Source organism: Lysinibacillus sp. NPDC093692 (assembly GCF_050280125.1).
In the GTDB taxonomy this organism is placed as follows: Bacteria; Bacillota; Bacilli; order Bacillales_A; family Planococcaceae; genus Lysinibacillus.
On sequence record NZ_JBNNUW010000031.1, the window covers coordinates 3,766 to 27,174 of the forward strand.

Below are 23,409 nucleotides of genomic sequence, written 5' to 3' on the forward strand. Positions count from 1 at the left end.
TTAAAAAATTTCGAACTCTTCCAATTCGCCATTCATTGGCAATTCTTCGTATACTTCCCGCACGTCTGCCAAATCATTTAGCATTCTTGCAATTTTTTCGGGAGTTTTCAATTTGAATATTTCAATTAAAGGGATTTTCTTATTAAATTCTTTTTCTATACTATAAGATAGAACAGAAGCATTTAGTGAATTCCCACCCATTGCAAAAAAGTCGTCTTCAATACTGATTATTGATTGCTGTAGCACTTTTTCAAATAGATGAACGATTTTTTCTTCCGTTTCATTTGTTGGTAATACTTCATTCCCCGTTCTTTTTTTCATCGTTGGAGCAGGTAAGCTCTTCTTATCCAGCTTTCCGGTTCTACCGAAACTAAATTGTTCAATATATTGATAAAATTCCGGAAGCATATACCCTGGTAAATGTTTAGCCAGTTCATACTTGATTTCAGAATCTAGAAGCTCCTCTGAACCAATAAGATAAGCACATAATGTCTTTTCTCCGTTTTCATTAGTGTAAACAGTTACTGCTGCATTATTGACAGTTGGAATAGCTTTCAGACAACGTTCGATTTCTTCCAGTTCAATCCTAAATCCACGAATTTTTACTTGCTCATCCACTCGACCAATATAGATTACTTGACCCTTCTCATTCACATATCCCAAATCTCCGGTACGGTAGACACGTTGTCCTAGTTGGTCATTAAATGTAAATGTCTGTTCTGTCAATTCACTATTATTTAAATAGCCCCGTGCAAGACCGCATCCTGCAATATATATTTCACCTGGGATACCTATTCCACTTAGTAAATGGTTATTCATACATAGAACACTTGTCTGGTTAATTGGATAACCGATCGAATTTTGTTTATACTCTTCCGCTTCTGAATACTGCTGAACTGTAGCCCATACTGTTACCTCACTAGGACCATAGCAGTTGTACAGCTTAGTAAGATCACTTCCAGCTATACTGCGATATTTATCGATCATCTCTATTGAAACAGCCTCACCACCGAAACATAAAGTCTCAATCTCGACTAATTTTTCAGTTTGTCCGCTTTCAATTGCATAATCTAAAATCATATTGAATAAACTCGGTGTCAATACAACAAAATGGTTAGCCATTTTTTGAAGCATTATTTTAGGATTAGTCAATTCATTTTCTAAAACTATATCTAAAGTAGCCCCTAGCGCTAAAGAAGGGAAAATTTCAAAGACCGATCCGTCAAATATATAGTTGAAACATTGCAAAACAAGAGATTGTTCATTAACCTTCAAAATTGAGTTCAATGATTGAATTAGGTTTACTACTCCTCTGTGCTCCAGCATAACACCCTTAGGATTTCCAGTTGTACCAGATGTGTAGATGACATACATCAACTGATTAGGTGCAACCGGTGGGAGAAAAATATCCTCAGAAGCTGTCAGATTCATTTCATTCATGTTTATGAATATTACGTTTTCATCTGCCTGCTCACTAAGAAGCTTACCTTCTTCATTATTGAATAGAACAAATTTAGTCTGACTGTCTGTCAAGATAAACATCAAGCGGTCGATTGGGTGCTTAGGATCTAAAGGTAAATAGGCACCGCCTGCTTTAATTATCCCTAACATCGCTATAAACATTTCAATTGATTTATCCATCACCAATGCAGAGATATCTTCTGATTGAATTCCCTTCCGTCGTAGCTGACTAGCCAAAATCGTTGATTTCTCATCTAGTTCTCTATAGGTAATCACTTTATCTTCGAATCTAACAGCATTTTTCTCAGGAAAACGAGCTACTGCTTCTCTAAAATAATCCAAAAATGTTATGGAGCTATATTGTTCATAGTTTTGATAATTTTTCTCCAGTAAGAATTGCTGCTCTTTTTCTGGCAGCATCTGTACCGTGCCCACTACTCCCAACGGATCATTCAAAACAGAACCTAAAAGATATAGAAAATGTTCAGATAAACGGGATATTGTTTCTTCTTTGAATAAATCTGTCGCATACTCCCAATATAAATGGTATTGACCACTAAGTTCACTCATGCTCAATGTTATGTCAAATTTCGAAACCTTACTTTTAATTTCCAAGAATGACATTGAAAAATCTGCAGTCTGCATTTTTATATCATTGTCATTTTGAAGTGCAAACATAACACTGAACAGTGGATTACGGGATATGTCTCTTACAACAGTGACCTTGTTTACCAATTCCTCAAGCGGATATGCGTGATTTTGGAAAGCATCTAAACATTTATCTTGAACCCTGTCTGCCAAGTCAATAAATGTTTGCTTTTCATCAATCTGGTTACGAATCGGTAATGTATTGACGAACATTCCAAGCATATTCTGAGTAACCTCATGGTTTCTTCCACTGAAAGGTGTTCCCACAACAATTTCATCCTGCCTGCTATATTTACTCAGCAACAGTGTGAAAGCAGTCATCAATACTGTATATTCTGTATATTTATGCTCCTGACAAAACGCTCTTAAATGGTTCCTCAACTCGTCAGGCATTATACTAATAAAACTTTCCCCTTTATTCGTTGGAATATTCGGTCTTGGATAGTCTGTTCGAATATTCAAAGTAGGAATTTCTCCTGAAAATTCTTCTAACCAATATTTCTCCTGTTCAGATAAATCGACCTGATTCTGCCAGGCAGCAAAATCTTTATAGTGCAGCTCTATTGGGGTAAGCTCTTCTCCTATATACAGAGAAAGCAGTTCTTCAATCCAAATTGTTGTTGAAGCTCCATCGGAAATGATATGGTGAATGTCTACCAATAAAATATTGTCTCCACCTGTTATTTCTATAAAGAGTGCTCGAATCAAACAGTCCTCTGCCAGATCAAATGGCTGGACAAAATCGTCATACATATCTTTTAGTTGCTCTTTTGTCCCTTTTTTACTCTCTAATTTGAAAGTTATCTTATCCTTTACCGCTTGAACAGGATGACCATCCTTCAAATAGAAGTTTGTTCGCAAAGATTCATGACGCTCAATCAGCTGAACAAACGCTTTTTCCAATTGCACCGTATCAACAAAACCTTCAACAGAAAGAGCTGTAGGAATGTTATAGAGTGTCGATTCTTTATGCAACTCACTTAAGAGATACATACGGTTTTGTGCAGGGCTCAACAGATATTCAGCTGTTTCATTGGTAACTGGTTTTATCTGCATAATCGGTTGTTCTTTATGAATTTTTTCCGAATCAATAGTTTTTGAAACTGCTGAAATCGTAGCTAACTCTTTAATTTCCTTGATCGTCAAAGTCACATTGAATACTGCATCGATTTTACTAATTACGCGCATAGTTCTTAAGGAGTGACCACCCAGTTTATAGAAATCTTCCTCCAAACCAATTCCGCTGACTTCAAGCACTTCCTCAAAAATAGTTCCCACAAGCTTCTCAGTTTCTGATCGTGCTTCCCAAGCATCAGGTTGATTCAACTTTCGTTCAATTTTAGGCAGCTTCAACTTATCCACTTTACCATTGCTATTTAGCGGCAAATTAGGTAATTGAATCCACGATATTGGAATCATATACTCCGGTAATACCTCCCGAAGCTTTTGCTTCACAGTTTCAATAGAAATCGTTTCTTTTCCAACAAGATACGCAATCAGGTGAGGATCTCCAGTCTCTTTTTCGACCGTAACATAAGCTTCCTGAACTTCATTCAGCTCAACAAGACGACTGACAATCTCCCCCAATTCGATCCTGAAACCACGAATCTTGATCTGTTCATCTGATCGATCAAGATATTCAATATCTCCCATTTCATTCATTCGAACAATATCGCCTGTTCTATATAATATTTGATTAGGGATTAAAGGATGGGTAATAAACTTTTCTTCCGTCAGTTCTGGACGATTTAAATAGCCTTCAGCCAACCCGTCTCCTCCGATAATCAGCTCTCCAGGCATCCCCACATCACATAACTGTCCATAGACATCAAATAGATAAACTTGTGTATTGGAAATCGGCTTCCCAATAGGCAAAGATGGAGATTTTTCAATATCTTTTACAGGATAATAGGTAGTAAAAGTTGTATTTTCTGTAGGTCCATAAATATTATTTAATTTTACAGACGGTGTTTCTACTAAACACTTGTTCATATGCTGCTCTGAAGCTTTTTCTCCGCCAACATACAATTGAGTCAGACCTTCAAAAGCTTTATTGTCTAAGTCAATCAATGAATTAAATAAAGCAGTAGTTATAAACATTGTTGAAATGTCATGATTTTTAATCATTGCTTTAAATATCTCTACATTGCTGAGTCCGTTTTCAGATGCAACGTACAAATAGCCGCCATTTAGAAGGGCTCCCCAAATTTCAAAGGTTGCCGCATCAAAAGCCATAGATCCAGCTTGAAGTAAACGGATATTCAAAAAATCACAATAGTTTGTATTTATAACTAAACGAATGATACTTCTTTGATTAATTAATACCCCTTTAGGCTTTCCTGTAGTACCGGAAGTATAAATTAAGTACGCCGGAGTAGAAGCCGTAATCGACGGCAGACTGACCTGAGTTGCTGACTTTATTAATTCACTATAATTTATTACTGGGACTGCTAACAGATTAGCTTCATCCTCCATAACAACACATAGTTTACATTGGCTGTCTGTCAAAATCATATTCATTCGCTCTACAGGATAGTTAGGATCTAAAGGTAGATAGGTTGCACCGCTTTTCAATATACCGACCATTAAAATAATAGTAGCCGCACGCTTATCTGAGATAAATCCAACGATATCCTTTTCTTTAATTCCCTGTTCTGCCAGACCAGAAGCAATCTGATCAGAAATTCTATCTACTTCTTCATACGTAAATCTGTCCGATTCATCTTCTAAAACAACTTTATCCGAATAAAGGGATACCTGTTTTTTAAATAATTCAACGATTGAAAGTTCACTTGGATAAGGTACTGGCTGATTATTTAATAGAAGTAATTCTTCTACTCGTTGAGACTCCGTGTGTGCCACATCAGCAATTAGACCATCTGGATTTATGACTATTTTCGTTAATATAGTCATAAAATAACCGGAAAGTCGCTCTATTTCACTTTGAGTATATAAATCATACTTGTATAAAAACGAAAGATTCAAGCCGTCTTTTTCATAAACACTTAATGAAAGTGGATAATGAGTTTCTTCACTTGCATCAATCAAATCTAAATTCAAATCCGATGCATTTTCTTCCATTTTATAGTAATTTTCAAAAGCGATCATTGTTTGTATTAAATTTTCCTGACTAGCTGTCAATAAGTTAATTTCAGCCAATGGATATTTATCGTATTCACTAGAGTTTATTGCCTGATCCTGTACTTTTTTCAATAGCTCAGCTACAGTCATTCCTTCTTCAGTTCTGATTCGAACTGGAATCATGTTAATAAACAGCCCTAACATTTCTTCTGCTCCAGAAATTGCAATATCTCTACCTGATACGATTTTCCCAAATACTGTATCATTTGTATAATTGAATTTATGCAGAACTAAGCCCCAGACTGCCTCAAAAATAGTATTTTTAGTTACCCCATACCCCTTAACCAGTTGGTTAATTTTTTGATTGACTTCAGCAGGAACTTTTTTATCTATCTTACTTACCTTACGGATTCTTTCTTCTTTTATTTCACCTTGTTTATATAAAGGAGAAATGTGATTGACTGCATTATAATCTTTCAAAAGCTCTCGCCAATACTCTCTAGCTTCTGTTTTATTTTGGCTTTCATTTGCCTTGACGATATCACTCAAACTTGCCTGTTTATTTTGTGCCACTTCTTCTTCTAAATCCTTGACAATCTTACCAGTAGTCAATTCTCCGTAAAACTTAGTGAAATCATTCAATAAGATCGACATACACCAGCCGTCCATCGCAATATGGTGGAAAGTGAATATCAGATAATTTTGATCAATTTCCTGCCCCTCTACAATAGTTAATTTAAATGGACTCTCATTTTCTAAATCAAAGCCCTGAAGTATTTTCCTTTGTGCAACTTCTTCAATTTTCTCGTTTTCATCCAAAGTATAGGCATCAAGCAATAAATCATCTTGTTTCAAAATAACTAGTCTCGGCTCAGAATATTGACTGCATGCAACACGACTTCTGATGATTTCATACTTTTTACTCAATAGATCAAGAACTTCTTGAATTACTTTTACATCAAATTTTTTCGGATTACTGTATACTGATTGCACAATATAATTCGTTGATTGAGGCTCAGATAAATAATGATATAGAATTCCTTCCTGCATTGCAGTTAAAGGAATCAGTTTCTCAATTTTTCTACCGCTTCCATCAACTGAAGCAACAAGACGCTCCAATTCCAACTCAGGCAGAATCAGTTCTTGGTAAGTCTGTGGTTTTTCAAGTTCTTTCTGACAGTATTCAATAAGTTCAAGAACAGACTTCTTAAATAGTTTCAGTAGATCTTCCATTTCTAGTTTAGTAATTTTTTTAGCATTAAACAGTATTTTTATGTCCATCTGATTATTGATGATAACTATATTGAAGGAAATAGGTGTACTAAAATTATTCTTAGAGCTGAATTCCTCTCCTACAGGAAGATCACTGATTTTAAATTGATCTTCATTTGAAAGTGTTTCATTTCTAAATTGTCCTAAATAATTCAATGTAACTTCTGGCTCAGCAAATGTCGTTTCCTCTTGATAAGCAGTTAGTAAATTATAGCCGATCCCTTTATTAGGAACTCCTTGTAAAGCTCGTTTGATTTGTCCAAAGCTTTCCCGAATGCTTTTCTCTCCATGTTCCACAACAATAGGATACGTAGAGGTAAACCAGCCAACTGTTCTGTCTATATGAATACGTTCATATAAGTCTTCACGTCCATGACCTTCAATCAATACAGATACCTGTTTTTTCTGATGGTACTGACCTAACGACCGAATTAATGCAGCCGTAATACTTTCAAACACAGAAGTATTAAAAGCTTTACCTATTTGATAAAGTAATTGCTCAGTCTGCTCTTGAGATAATGAAGCTTCAATATACCCCTGTTCATATCCTTCAGCATCAGAATTTAAAAACTTGCTTTCTATCACTCGATTAGTAACAGCTTTCCAATAAGGTAATTCTGACTGGGCCTGTACTGTACCGGCAAACTGTTTCAACTGTTCACTCCATGATTTATAGGATTCTGTTTTTTGTCCTAATCTAACTGGAGAATTCTTTCTTATTTTTTCGTACAGATGATTCAAATCTTCCAACAATATTCTCCACGATATGCCATCGATCACTAAATGATGTACACAAAGGAATAAATAATTCTTTGTGCCAGTTTCAAATACCGCTGCTTTAACCATAGACACTGTTCTGTCTATTTCATGATGAATTTGATCAACATGCTCAGCAATTAGCTGCTCTTTTTCCTTTGAATCTGAAATATGGCTCAAATCATTGATTTGAATCAACTGCTCAGTGATTTCTTCACTTTTCCGAATATACAGCTCCTGTTCTTTTACGATTGTACGTAGAAGGTCATGATGCTTCAGTAATTCAAACATCATTTTTTCTAATATATCAATATCGATTTTATCGGAGTATTCAAACATCATAGCTTGATTGAAATGATCAGGCTCTTCTAAATTGCTTTGGAGAAATCTTTGCTGAACAGGTGTCGGAATGAAAACACCAGATACTTCACTCTGGTCTATCTTAGTTACTTCAGAATCGCCTAAAGCATTTTGAATATTGATAATCGTTTTTTGCTCCATGATTGTTTTTACATCAAAGTGAATCCCTAACTCACGAAGCTTAGAAACAATTCGAATCGCTTTAATCGAGTCCCCTCCCAGCATGAAGAAACTATCATCGATTCCCATATCTTCTACACCCAGAACTGATTTAAAAACAGCAACAATTTCTCTTTCTTCTTCGGTTCTAGGCATCATGATTTGTTTATTTAGGCTGATTTTCGGCTCAGGTAAAAGTCGCTTAGCTATTTTTCCATTTCTCGTCATCGGGAAATAGTCTACCTGCATAATAACTTGTGGAACCATATAATCTGGTAAAGTTTGCTGAAGATCTTTTTTCAATTGTTCCATATCCATTTCAGCAGTACCGATTACATATCCTACTAAAGCTTCTGTCTGATTTAATACACTTTTTATACAAACAGCATCCTTTACTCCAGACAACCTACGAATATGCTCTTCCACTTCTGAAAGTTCAACTCTAAAACCTCGAATTTTGACTTGCTCATCGATTCGACCTAAATATTCAATATTTCCTTTTTCGTCCCAACGAGCTAAATCTCCTGTGCGATATAATCGCTGATCAATCACAAATGGATCAGGTAGAAACTTCTCCTTAGTCAACTCAGATTTATTTAAATAGCCTCTAGCAACACCACTGCCTGCAATACAAAGCTCACCAGGTACACCAATTCCGCAAAGCTGATCGTCTCTCATAATATATATCGATACGTTGGCTATTGGCCCGCCAATTTGATTGGAGCCCACGATATTGTTTTCTCCAAAATTATTAGCTGAGCAACAGACAGTTCCTTCAGTTGGACCATAACAATTGGATATTTTACTTAAATCAGCCTTACAGATATTCTTATATTTATCGAGAATATCTTTAGTAACAGGTTCTGCTGCTAAATAAACACGTTTCATCTGAGACAATAAATGAACCATGTCATTTTCCTTTGCATAGTCGAGAAGTGAGTTGAACAAAGTCGGTACGATTGTAATATGTCTATTCGGCAATAATTTCAATAACCGATCTGGTTCTTTTCGACACTCCTCTGGAACAATTTCTAAAGTATTACCACTTAATAGCGGAGGGAATATCTCCCAAACAGAACCATCAAAAATATAGTTAAAATTTTGTAGAATAATTGCCTCTTCATTATATTCACCAAACTTGCTTTTCCATTTGGCTAAATTAACTACTGAATGATGCTCAATCATTACTCCTTTAGGATTTCCGGTCGTACCTGAGGTATAAATGATATATGCTAGGTCTTCAGGACTAACTGTTTCCACGATAACTTTCGATTTAGTTTCCTGCAGCTGATCCATATTAATGACTGTTAACTTTAATTCTTCTAATTCTTTGCTTAAACTTTGATTATTCGTGATAACTGTATTTATCCGACTGTCATCACAGATATATCGCAACCGTTCCGGTGGATATTCAGTATCCAAAGGAATATACGCCCTTCCAGATTTTAATATACCGAAAATAGAAATAATTGTATCCAACGAAGGCTTTAGATAAACTCCAACTAAAAAATCTTCTGCTTTATGATTTTGCTGTATTATATGAGCAACTCTATTTGCTTTTTCATCCAGCTGTGCATAGGTAAGTTGCTCTGTCCCCATCATCAAAGCTATTTTATCTGGGCATTTGTTTACTATTTCTTCAAACATAGAGTTAATTGATTCGCCTTTTTTATCAAGCCTACGATCTGATGACAAGGAGGAATTTATACTAAACTCCTTTAACATCAAATTTTGTTCATTAGCGTCAACCATAGAGCTTTCTCCAACTTTTTTCATTGGATTATCAAGAACATCAGCAAGTAATGTTTGATAGTGATGGGCTAATCGCTGAATTGTCGATCTCTTATACAAGGCCTCCATGTAGGTCCATTCAACAAATACCTTCCCATCTTCTTCTATGATAACCGTACTAATATCAAATTTACTTGTCTCATTTTCATATTTTATTGATTCTAAACGTTGTTTATCAAAATAAAAAGTGGAGGCAGGATTGACTTGATAAGCAAAAAACAAATCAAAAATAGGGTTGCGCGAACGATCTTTTTGATGTGGAATCTTTTCAACCAACTTTTCAAAAGGATACGCTTGATGTTGAATAGCTCCTGTAACTTTTTTATTGACTTGCTGAACCAAATCATTAAATGTAGCATTATTTTCAATTTCCGCTTTAATTGCTACGGTATTTACAAACATCCCAATCATATCTTTTGTCGGAGCCAGAACCCTGCCTGACATCGGTGTTCCTAAAATAATTTCTTCGTTTCTTGAATAATGGCTGATTAGTAGCATATATGCGCTCATAAAAATTACGTAATTAGAAACACCCATTTTTTTGCTTAGATCATTCGTCTGCCTAATGATTTCGTCACTTAAGGGTATTTCAAGATAGCTTCCTGTATTGTTTCGCTCCTGAGTTCTTTGAAAATCAGTTTTCAGCTCAGCAGAATCTACCTCGTCCATGAATTCTGTTAGCCAATACGTCTCATCAGCCTGTAAATTTTGCTTTTCCTGCCAAGCAGCAAAGTCTTTAAACTGCAGTTCAGCCTTTAAAACCTCTTCTCCATTATAGAAGCGGGTCAACTGTGTCAGTAAAGTCTCATAAGACCCCCCATCATAAATGATATGATGGAGGTCCATAAACAGATAGCTGATATTTAATTGTTTGTCATACAAGACTTTTGTCCTCATAAGCGGCGCTTCGCCTAGATCGAATGCTTGAACAAATTTTTTCTGTTCTTTCCTTAAATCAACTGTTTCTTGTTCGTTATAATGATAAATCGGCTGAACTTTCTCACTTATTTGCTGAACAAATAATTCTTTTGTATGAATGAAACTTGTACGTAGTACTTCGTTATGCTCGTGTAATTTTTCCAAAGCTGCATACATTTGCTGTGTATCAATCAAGCCATTTATACGAAATATCATAGGTACATTATAAGCATTTTTCATCTCTTGTATTTCTTCTAAAGCAAAAATCCTTTTCTGCGCTCCTGACATTCTATAACTTTTTTTCATTCAAACCTCCAGCTCTTCTGCTGCTTCTATTTCAAAGTCACAGCCGATTTCTTGATTTTTATTTATTTTTAAACATATATTACGAACTGTCTCGCTTGTATAGATAACTTCTAATGGTAGCGAAACATTCAATTGCTCTTTGATTCCACGAATAACTTCCATAGTCTGTAAAGAGTGTCCACCTAATTCAAAGAAAGAAGTTTCTACTGAAACATGCTCCAGTTTTAAAACCTGACAGAAAATACCTGCAACAACTTCTTCTTCTCTCGTACTTGGCAGAACAATCTCTTGTTCTTCATTAAAGTCCACTTCTGGCAATAATTTCTCATCTACTTTTCCATTAGAATTCAACTTCAGCTCGTCGACCCGAATAAATTTTGATGGAATCATATATCCCGGTAATGCCTCAGACAGATTTTCTTTGACTACCTCCAACATTTGTTCACCGATAAGATATGCTACAATATGCTTTTTCCCTGCATTTTCTACAACAGTAACAAAACTATTTTGGATTCCGGGAATTCCTTTCAGTTTATTTGTAATTTCATTTAATTCAATGCGATAACCTCGAATTTTAATTTGTTTATCGATTCGACCCACATATACAATTTCACCATTAGGTAGCAATTGTCCAAGATCTCCTGTTCGATAGATTCGTTCTTTTGTTCCTAATTCACATTGTGTAAAAGATTTTGCATTCAATTCCGGATTATTTAAATATCCAATAGCAAGACCATTTCCTGCTAAACATATTTCGCCAATCATTCCCACACCACAAACAGATTTTCCATTCAACAAAAAGACTTTAGTATTTTTAAGCGGTTTACCAATAGGTATACACTGTAAATCATCTTTTGGATCAATTAGATGGAATAGCGAGAACGTTGTATTCTCAGTTGGTCCATATATGTTGTGAATCCGACCCAATCCTGTTTGTAAATATTTTTCAACATGAGATCTTGATATTTGTTCCCCTCCAACATAGAGTTGTTCAATATTTTTGAATATTGTTGGATTTAATTCGATCAACTTATTGAATAATGCTGTAGTGATAAACATCGTATCAATCTGATGGTTGTCAATAATATCAGCCAATATAGCGTCGTCTATATATTCTTCTTTCTTACAAAGGGTCAAACAACCACCATTTAATAAGCTGCCCCATATTTCAAAAGTTGACGCATCAAAAGAAAGAGAGCCCATTTGAATAATTTTTTTCTGATCCAATTGCACGTAATTGGAATTTTTCACCAAATTAATGACAGATGATTGCCCGATAAGAACTCCTTTTGGCTGTCCAGTAGTTCCAGAAGTATACATCACATAGGCATGGCTCCCTGGATAAAAGTCAGATATTTTCTCCGAATTACAAGGAATTGCACTTTCAACTGATTCAATTCTTATTTGTTGATAATTATCTTCATAGCTGTACTTTTTAGAACTTGTTTTAATTAAACCTTTTGCATTCCCATCTTCCAACATAAAGCGGGCTCGTAGAGGAGGAACCGTCTCGTCAATAGGAAGATATACGCAACCAATCTTTATGATCGCCAAAATCCCTATAATCGTTTCTACATTATGATTAGCTTCAATTCCAATTACTGCGCCAGGTGATAGCTTAAGTTCCTTCAGTCTCGCCGCATAATGATCTGACCAGTTATCTAATTCTTTATACGTCCAAGTTCGAGTTAGATTTCGAACAGCTGGTTTATCAGCATACATTTCTACTTGTTCTATAAATAATTGACTCAGACTAGTTTTATTTTCAGGTGGAGAGGTTTCTTGATTAAAGATTGTATATATTTGCTGCTGTTCATTTTCATCTAATAACAATAGGTCAGCTACCAAATCATTTTCATTTTTCATCAAGTTCATCAATAGTACATATAATCGATGACTCATGCGTAAAATAGAATCTCTATTGTATTTTTGATGATCATAGAGTAGCTCAACTGTCAGTACATCCATATGCTTGATGCTTAATGTCAGCGGATATACAGCACGCTCATTCACCTGCTCTAGTTGCAATGTTATAGTACTGTTCGGAAGACCGAACTCCTTATCACCAAAGGTCGAAAACTCATACAGACTTTTCAGCTCTATGTTATTTTGCCGTTGAATCTCACTCAGGGAACAGCGGCTGTTCTCAATACTGACCATATTCTGATTCGTTTGTTCTTCAAATAAATCAGATATTCTTTTCCCATTTTTATCTGTTACTCGAACAGGAACCGTATTAATAAACAAGCCTACACTTTCTTCAATTCCTTCTATCGCTATCTCTCTGCCTGAAACGACTTTTCCAAAAACAATATCTTTAGTAAATGTATATTTTTGAAGAAGTACTCCCCAAGCAATTTCAAAAAATGAACTGACTGTCAATGCATTTTTATGACAGAATTGCTCTATCTTTTCTGTTTCCTTTTCAGTTAATAGCAGTTTAACTGGTGTCGTTTCTGAAGTTATTTTCTCTGGTCCTGTCAGAAATTCTCTGGCCGGTTCCAATGCAGATAAAACATTGTTCCAATATTCGTATTGCTTATCTAAAGACTCCGGAGCATCCTGTCTTGTGAATTCTTCAAAAACTTTATTTTCAGTTTGAGTACTGTAAAGACTTTCAAAATCAAATTCTTCGAGCTTATCATAAAAGGCAATCAGATCTCTATAAATAAGTTGACCGCACCAGCCGTCCATTAATATATGATGGAAAGTAAATAGCAACAGGTAATCTTTCTTTGTTTTGATCAAGGTAAACTGAACCAGTTTTTCCATTTCAAAAGTTATTTCTTTCTGTACATCATTATCGATAATTTCCTGTATTTCAACTTCTGATTTATTCGAGGCATCTATAAAAACGAATAACTGGTCCGTCTTGTCAAGTTTTATCTGTCTAGGTATTGCGACTTCCTGATAGATAATTTTCGATCTTAAAACACCATATTTTTTTGCCAGTAATTCTATAGCTTTTTCTAACTGTATAGTATCTACATCCTCAACAATCCGTAATACATTCTGCACGATGTATTTCCCTGGAAAAGGATTTTTCAATGTTTCATATAACATTCCGCCTTGAGTACTTGTCAGGGGATAAATCGATGCAACAGTCAATCCTTTTTGCTCCAGTGTCTCTTGAACTGCTTCAAATTCTGATATCTTCCAAACGTATTCACCAAAATCAGACGGGGTACAGTTGACTCGGTCAATATGTTCTACACAATGTTGGACAGTGTTCTTCAGCTCTCTTTGGAAATTTTCGCTTAAATTATTAATATATTCTTCTGAGAAGTATGCTTGATCAAAACTGAATGTACATGAGAATTTCTTTTCTATCACTACAGTATTAATAGAAATTTTAGTACCAAAGATATTTTCATCATGGACCTCTTTACCAAAAAAACTATTACTCAGCTGAAACATTTTATTTGAAGAATCATCAGCAAATTCACCTAGATAATTGAATGTAATACTTGGCTTTATATTGTTAAGACCAACATCACCTAGCTGACTTAACACTCCATAACCAATACCGTTTTTAGGGACTCTTCGCAGATGTTCTTTGACCTGTTTAATCGCTACCGGTAACTCTTCTGCTAAGTTTTCAACAGCTACCGGATAGACACTAGTAAACCAGCCGACTGTTCTATCTACTTCTATCAGTTCATCTAAGATTTCTCTACCATGTCCTTCTAGGCATACCCCCAAAATAGAAGATGGCTGTACGGCTACCATTGCTCTAAATAGGCTGGTCAACAAAAGGTCATTCATCTCCGTTGCGTATGCCTGATTAGAATTCAGGAGCAAATCTTCAGTAAATGTTTGAGAGAAAGTGACTGTTTGATGCACCATTTGCTGTACTTTTCCAGTCATTGGTTTGGAAGGGGGTGCTATTTTTCTAATCTTCTCTTCAACATCTAGCCAATAATCAATTTCTTTAGTCAGCCCTTTATTTGATAGATATTTCTGAATTTTGTTACTCCACGTTTTAAAAGAGATTGTTTTATCTAATAGCTGAACATCGTTTCCTTTTACTAAACTCTTATACAAGGTGTTCAAATCTTCAATAATCAACCGCCAAGAGACACCATCGACAATTAAATGATGTGCCGTCAGCATCAGGTAATTTTCTTTCTTTCCTTTTATCAGCGAGGCCTTGAATAAAGGCGGTTTAAACATCGTTATACTTTCCTGAATATCATTATTTTTTTTGGTTAAATATTCTTCCTCAGTCATCCCTTCATTATCCAGCGAATAGTCAAATTCAAACAATTCATAGTAGTCATGCTCTCCAATCTGCTTAACTATTTGCTGAATTGAATGATCTTCCCCTTTTTCATAAACAGTTCGTAAAACACAATGGTGCTCAGTTAACTTCTCCAATGATTGTTTTAAAATAGAAATATCCAATTGCTCTTTTGTGGATAACAGGATCGACTGATTGAAATGATTCGGAAACGGTAAATCACTAGCAAAAAATTCTTTTTGAATAGCAGTCAATGGAACAAGACCGATTGAATCATCTTTTTCTGGAGCCATCTTTGTACGCTCTGCCATCTCTTTTGCAATATCCTTCAATATTTTGTTTTTCATGATTACCTTAATCGAGATGTCGTAGTTCTTCTGACGAATACGAGATACTACTCGAATCGCCTTGATTGAATCTCCACCTAAAGCAATAAAATTATCCTCTATAGAAATTCCCTCATGCCCAAGCACTTCTTCCATTACTTCAATAACAAGCATCTCTTTTACTGTCAGTTTTCTATCATTGTTAATCTTTTTCTTTCTCCTCGGAATCGGTAGTTCTTGCTTGGCGATTTTTCCGTTCAGTGTCTTAGGAAATTCGGACACCCTGATATAATGTTTCGGCATCAAATAATCAGGGAGATAGTGACTCAGCTTTTGATAAAAATGTCCTTCTTCAATTTCCTTCTCACTCACGTAATATGCACATATTTCTAACTGTCCTTGAACAGACTGAATCATTACTAAAGCATCAACTACACCAGTATATTTCCGTAAATAATACTCTATTTCATTTGTTTCCACTCGATATCCGTTAATTTTTATTTGATCATCACTACGTCCAAGTAAAATAATTTGACCGTCTTTATCCCAATATGCCAGATCACCCGTTCTATATAAACGTTGATTTCCTAATTCAGGGATCCTAACGAATTTCCTTGCGGTCATTTCAGCTTTGTTCAGATATCCTTCACTTACACCAGCACCTCCTATACAAATCTCACCAATCATATCTATTCCGCAAAGAGCATCACCATTCAAAATAAAAATATGGACATTTGAAATTGGTTTGCCGATAGGAACGATCTGACCATCTATAGATTCATCAAAAGTAAATGAGCTGGCACAAACTGTTGCCTCTGTAGGACCGTAATTATTATGAAGTTTCCCCAATTTTGCTCCTGGTAAGCGGCTGTATATTTCTATCAACTCTTGTGTTACTGGTTCAGCAGCTAAAAATAAATGATCAAAGCTGTTCAGCTGTTCGACTTTCTGATGCTTCTGTGCATAGTCTAAAAGTTCCCTGAACATGGAGGGTACCATTGTGATTTGGGCGTATGGTAGCAAAGATAATAACTTTTCAGGATCTTTTCTTTCTTCATCAGATAAAATATGAAGCTCACATCCTGAAACAAGACAAGAAAAAATTTCAGGAACGGATCCGTCGAAAATAAAGTTGAAATTTTGTAAAACTTTCGTATCTTCGGTATAGTCTCCATACTTTGTAAGCCAAGCAGCCAAATTGATCACACCGCGTTGTTTCAAAAGTACACCCTTTGGCTGTCCAGTAGTCCCCGATGTATAAATGACATAAGCCAAATCTCCCCGAGGTGCTTTTGGACTTGAACAAGGTTGATTCTTTGTTTCTGCTATGGAAACAACGTTGATCATATCAAATTGACTATTCAGCTCCATATCAGCTGGTAGTAATCCTGTTAAAATTACATTGACTCCCGCATCTTTCAACATAAATGAAATACGTTCCTTCGGATGGCTTAAGTCAATCGGCAAATATGCCGCTCCAGCTTTTAATATTCCATAAATGCCAATAATCATGTCCAAGGACCGCTCTGACATTAACGCAATAACTTCATTAGGTTTAACACCTTTTGCCACCAGTTCATAAGCTATTTGATTGGCACGCTCATTTAGTTCTCGGTAAGTCAAGTATGATGTACCAAAAGAAATAGCTTTCCTTTCTCCGTGTAACACTGCATGTTCTTCTAGGTAATCAATTAAATAATCCTTTAGTTCAAATGGCTCATCAGATTTTACGAAATTACTTAGAATTTTATTTTTTTCTGAATCTGAAATCATTTGTGTAGTCATCTGGTCCGCAGAATCAGCCTTCTTTATTTTTTCTAAAAGTAATTCAATTCGTTCACACCATAAACCTACTTGCTCTTCTGTCACTGAGTCAGCTGTGATGGAAAATGATATAGTTTTCTCATCTTTATGTTTCTGGTAAGCTACACCTATATTTTCTTTCCCTTGTAAAACTTCTTTCTCTATGATGTCAGCTTGATATAGAAAAATACCGTCTGTTATTCTGTCGGTTTTTTCTATTTCTCCTTCATTCAGCACATATACCCCTGTCTTCTTCACTAAATAAACTGATTTATTCAGTAAAAAACGATCAACCTCTTTATAAACAGACCATGCAGTGATGAGGTCTTTCTGCAATTCGCATTCATCAACACTTTGACTGTGATAGTCTGCATTTATGCTAAACATATATTTTTTTGTCATTTGCTATAAACCTCTTTTCCAGATCATCCATTAAATTGTCTAAACAATTTTTCACAAGACTTTCTTCATTTTTTCTCACCGGTAAGGATACTAACAAATTATCTGCATAATTGTTTATATATATTTCCATCGATACTAGATTTGTCGTCATCTGTGAAAAGAGAAGAAAACTGTCATAATCTAATTCGAAAACTCCTTGAAAATTAACAGTAGGCACTTTTTCGATCAGGTCTGTTTGATGAAGTTTTCTTGAAGCCATCAACTCTAAATAGTTTATTTTTTCTTCTTTTTTTATCGATTGAAGAAGACTGATTTCTTCTTCAAGCTCTTTTGACTGATTGATAGTCAGCGGTAAAAGATCTAAAAATGGACCTATTCTTCCTTGATAGTCTCCAGACAACTGCTGTCTGTCTTCTTGTAATAAAAACACTGGAATATCATCCGATGAAAAATTAATTTTTATAATTTCACTGATAATCTTCTGAATAATTAACCATGGACTCTTCTGATACTGCCTTTCAACTTCTGCGCCCATTTTTATCGTGAAAACTGTACAGTAATCGAATTCCGGTATTTTATCAAATTTAGATAAATATTCCTCCACGAACTGAATTCTGCCCTCAATTTCCTTTTGATAGGACAGAGGCTGCTTATCTCTTATTTCTTCTGCGTAATCCCTAAAGCCAGCAATACCTGATTGCTGAGGTTCATTCATCTCTAGTATATTTAGTATTTTTCTATGGAATAGAACAGTACTTGTTTTATCCCATACTGAGTGACAGCCGATAAAATGAATATCATAGTGTTTTTCGGTATGTTGTATAATCACAAATTTACATAATAATGGAATCTTAGTGTTAGATTTAGCACCGATTGGATAGTTCTCTACTACTTGATTCAAATAATCTTCCACATCTCCCTGATAACTCGTACGGGAAATAAAATCTATATTAGATAGAGATGGATAAACAATCAACTGTTCTCCATCATAAGCTGAACGCAAAATATTCTCATGAGAACAGATGAGTTGAATAGCTTCAATAATCTGTTCTTTAGTATAAGCACCTACTACATGAATGGTTTCCTTGATATTCTTTCTCACATCTTCTAAATAATATCTTTGAAGGACTGTTGGTTTAAATGTCTCTTCTACTCTCAACAGTTTTGTTACTTGATCAGTTATATTATCCGATTCCTTTTCCGCCTCAAACAAATGTTCATAAATAAACTGTCTGAACTCTTTCTCATTCATCTGAGGGGATAACCAAGTCATATCTTTCGATTGCAAAATAAAATCTGGGATTTTCGATATTTCAACATTTCGGAAAAGATACTGCTGGATTTCCTGCTTCAATTCATAGGTCAGATTTTCTATAAATAACAATGTATATTCTTTCTCTTCTGTACACAGGGTATAAAGGACTGTTTTCCTCTTATACTTGGATAAAGTCAATATTATGGAGTCTTTCTCTGAAATAGATCTCTTTTGCTCAACAAAAGCATTTGAATAATTAGACGTTAGCATTTCTTGTAGATTCTCTGAGGCTGCCTGAATGATCCTCTTCAAAAGTAATATATTTTTCCATTTGTCTTTATTCGGGTAAAAATTAATATGCATTTTTCCTTCAAAAAGCACAGCTGTAATATCTAATGCTCCCCCAATACTGTTCTCTTCACTTATATCCCGCCCATGCTCTAAATCAGATAAAACAAATGCCATCTGTTTCGTCTCTGATCGTTCCATTTCTCCTAAATAATTAAATGTAATATCCGCGAACGGTTCCTCTACTTCACCATTGACAGTCAGCCCGTAGCTAACTCCTCCATGAGGAACTTGTTCAAATACGTCCTTCACATAACCTATTTGCTGCTGTAAAACCTCTTGTTTTGAAAAATCAAAAATGATTGGATAAACACTTGTAAACCAACCAACTGTTCGATCTGTTTCAATCGGTTTGGATAATATTTCTCTTCCATGTCCTTCTAGATTCAGTGCCACTTTCTTTTGTTTACCTGCATCTCCTACAGCTTTAGCAACAGCTGTCATCAATAAATGCTGCATTTCAGCTCCAGTTTTATGACAAATTTCAGTAAGCAACTTTTTGGTATCCTCTTTATTTAAAACAATTGAACAGTCAAAAGAAGTATCAGCGTCTATTTCCTGTGCAACAGGAAGCTCAGCATGTATTAATTGACTTTCTACTTGTGTCCAATAATCTTTTGTTTTCAGAATTGCTGTTTCATTCTTTTCATTCTCTAGATAATTGGACCAGTCAATAAAGGAAGCTGTCTTTTTAGGTAAAACAATTGATGCTCCTTTTTTCTGTGTTGCGTAAGCATTTTGGAAATCTTCAAATAAGATCCTTAAGGACACTGCATCCATCACCAAATGATGGAACGAAAATAGTAAAAATGTCTTGTCGTCTGTATAAATCAAACCAATTTTAAATAAAAGACCAGATTCAAGATTGATACTGCTCTTGATACGTTCAGCCTGGTAAATCAGCTCTTCTTTCCATGCATCATTCTTACGTAAATCAATGACTTGCAAATCAAAAAATCTTTCTTCAGTAAAATCGTGTATTACCTGTTCTTCGTTTTTGAAAGTTGATCTTAAATTATCATGATGTTTGACCAAACTATTCAATACAGCTCTTAATATATTGCAGTCAACCTTTTCATCCGCTTCAATCAGCAGCGACTGATTGAAATAATGCTGCTTAGTCATTTTTCTCTTGAAAAATGTTTTCTGAATCGGCGTCAGATTAACCTTACCTGAAACAGTTCCTTGAGCGTATTTTACCTCTTGCTCTATCATCAAAGCTTGAGCAATTCCTTCTACTCTTTTCAGACTCAGAATATCACTGACCAAAATCTTATATCCCTGTTCTCTAACTTTTGATACTACCTTGATTGCTTTGATTGAATCTCCACCTAAATCAATAAAACTATCATTTATACTGACTTTTTCTAAACTGAAAATTTCTTTAAACACATCAGCTATTAAGACCTCTTGCTCATTTCGTGGAGCTACAAACGCTTCTGTCATCGATAGTGAAGGTTTAGGTAATTTTATCGAATCTAATTTTCCATTGATTGTCTTCGGCAAAGTTTCCAACATAATCATTTGAGATGGGATCATATAATCAGGTAATCTTTTATGAAGTTCTGCCTTGATTATATTCTCAGTTACGGTTTCCTCACAGACAATATAAGCACAAAGAATCGGAGTATTCTCGATTTCTGATAAAATAACAGCTGCTTCTCTTATGTTGGAAATTTGAAGTAATTCCTTTTCAATTTCAGCCAACTCAATTCGGAAACCTCTTAATTTAATCTGCTTATCTTTTCTGCCGATACATTCAATTTTCCCATCACTGTTGATGAATCCCAAATCACCCGTTCTATATAGCTGTTCATTAGGTTTGAATGGATGTGAAACAAAGCTGTTTGCTGTCATTTCAGGGCGGTTCCAGTATCCTCGACTGACACCTTGACCTCCAATACAAATCTCACCTTTTATACCAACAGGGCAAATTTGCTCATCCTGCATGATATAAACTTCTGTATTGCCGATTGGTTTTCCTATTGGAATCCGTAATCCTTCCGCTTTTGTAATTTCATTTGTCAGAGCAAACGTTGTTGTTTCTGTAGGTCCATAACCATTAATCAGTTTTATTGTCGGGTTATGGCTGATAAACTTTTTAACATGTCTAACAGATAGATTTTCTCCACCAATCAACAACTGCTTTACAGACTCTCCGAAAGAACTCTTGAGAGATACAAATTCATTGAATAAACTAGAGGTTAACCATAGTGTATTGATTTGATATTCATCAATAATTTGATGGAATTTATCCACATCCAACAATGCATCTTCTTCTGCTAAAAACAGTGTCATACCATTTAAGAGTGTTCCCCAAACTTCGAAGGTTGCTGCATCAAAAGCTAATGAGCCAGTTTGAAGTAAACGAACATCCTTGAAATCAACGTAATCAGTATCTTTGACTAAACGAATGATGTTACGATGTGTTATCATTACACCTTTTGGGGTCCCGGTTGTTCCCGAGGTATAGATCATATAAGCCATTGAATCAAGCGTCGTTTCTATTTCCAAATCTGATAATTCCATTGGCTCAGTTTCTAGATCAGAAGCAGCGATTATTTCTGCTCCCTGTATAAAGGAAAACTCAGAAACTTTATGATCGATTACAATCAAATAATCTGAACCGCTGTCTGTAACAATCGTCTGAACACGTTTTTCTGGATATTTTGGATCAATTGGTACATAAGCAGCACCGATTCTTACTACAGCTAACATTATTATGATTGATTCGATATCTTTTGTTGAGATAAAACTTACATACTGTCCCGGCTCAATCCCCTTATTTTTTAAAGCCACGGCAGCTTTCATTACTCGCTGATCAAGTTCTTTATATGAAAGCTCATTTTTTCTAAAAACTAAAGCGGTCTTATCCGGATTTTCCCTCACCTGCTGATCGAACAGAGCATTCAAATTTTGATATTTTTCTAGATCACTAAAACCGTTCAACGATTCTATTTGCTCCAAATCCTCTGTACTACATAGTCTTATATCTTTCAGTATCGTTTCCTTATTCGTAAGCAGTTCCTTTAATATAAATTGAAATCGCTGATTCAGACACTCAATTGTTTCAGGTTTAAATAATTCCGCAGCATATTCCCAATAAATATGATAGGCGCCATCAATCAGACAAAGATTAACAGTTAAATCAAACTTTGCATTTTTATACTCAGTTTCAACTGGTTTCATCTTTGCTTCACCTAGCTGATATAATGACAGATTATCCTCTGATACTGAAAACAGCACATCAAACAGAGGATTTCTGGATGGATCCCTCGGTACATTCAATTCATCAACCAACTCATCAAAAGGGTACTCTTGATAAGAATAAGCATTTAAGCATTTTTGACGAATCTCTTGAATAAGCGTTTGAAAAGTCTCTTCGTATGGAATTTCATGATGAATAACTAATGTATTCACAAACATACCTAACATATTCAATGTATCTGGATGTGTTCTTCCGCTTACAGGAAACCCAACAGTCACATTTTTCCCCATGGAAACTTTACTTAAAAAGAACATAAACGCTGATAACAAAACCATAAATTCTGTAGCATTCGTTTCATCTGCAATCTTTCTTATTGCCTCTGTCTGTTCTATTTCAAAAATGCTTTTCAAATTATTTCCAACAAAATTTCTATTGGCCGGTCGTAGATAATCATGATTTAAATCAAGCGTTGTTTCTCGTCCTTCCAATTCATTAAACCAATATTCTTTTTCTACGTTCAAATTCTGCTTGTGCTTCCATGCACTATAATTTTTATACTGAATAGTTAGTTCTGGCAATGTGTTTCCGTTGTACAAACATTCCAATTCTTTAATCAATACATCGACAGAGCCGCCATCACAAATAGAATGGTGGATATCAAAAAACATCATGCTCTTTTCAGGATTTATCTTTATCAATTGGACTCTGAATAGCGGTGCCTTATTCATATCAAAAGGTCGAACGAATTTTTCATATAATCTGGTAACTTGTTCTTCTTTTGCTTCAAGATAACTAAAATTAGCTTCACAGCGTTCCTCTATGATTTGTAGGAAGTTTTCGTTGTGGTTAACAAAATAAGTTCTTAGTAGTTCTTGTCTGATAGTAAGTTCATTTAAAGCCCTTTCTAGTTGTAAACTATCAATATTCCCCTCGATTTCTAACATCATAGGTATGTTATAAACTGTACTGTTTTCCAATAGCTGCTCCAACACAAAAATCCTTTTTTGTGAATCACTCATTCTGTATGCTTTTGCCATATTCTTTTCCTAAGCCTCCTTCTAGTTAAATGAATATT

3 protein-coding genes are annotated in these 23,409 nt (G+C 35.2%); all 3 read right to left on the reverse strand.

Features of this window, described 5'->3' with window-relative positions; translation table 11 throughout:
- The 3 genes from ACQKN4_RS22755 to ACQKN4_RS22765 are packed head-to-tail and all read right to left on the reverse strand — an operon-like array spanning position 1 to position 23,371.
- Positions 1–10,752, reverse strand: a complete 10,752-nt coding sequence (locus tag ACQKN4_RS22755) for an amino acid adenylation domain-containing protein (protein ID WP_427484889.1) — start codon at positions 10,750–10,752, stop codon at positions 1–3.
- Positions 10,753–17,523, reverse strand: a complete 6,771-nt coding sequence (locus ACQKN4_RS22760; RefSeq protein WP_427484890.1) for an amino acid adenylation domain-containing protein — start codon at positions 17,521–17,523, stop codon at positions 10,753–10,755.
- A complete protein-coding gene (locus ACQKN4_RS22765; protein WP_427484891.1) occupies positions 17,501–23,371 on the reverse strand; it encodes an amino acid adenylation domain-containing protein in 5,871 nt (1,956 codons plus the stop codon). The genes ACQKN4_RS22760 and ACQKN4_RS22765 overlap by 23 nt, the downstream gene beginning before the upstream one ends.
- Positions 23,372–23,409 lie beyond the last annotated feature (38 nt).

Coding starts and splice junctions, on each gene's coding strand:
- ACQKN4_RS22755 (WP_427484889.1), bottom strand. CDS start 10,752: ATGAAAAAAAGTTATAGAATGTCAGGAGCGCAGAAAAGGATTTTTGCT.
- ACQKN4_RS22765 (WP_427484891.1), bottom strand. CDS start 23,371: ATGGCAAAAGCATACAGAATGAGTGATTCACAAAAAAGGATTTTTGTG.
- ACQKN4_RS22760 (WP_427484890.1), bottom strand. CDS start 17,523: ATGACAAAAAAATATATGTTTAGCATAAATGCAGACTATCACAGTCAA.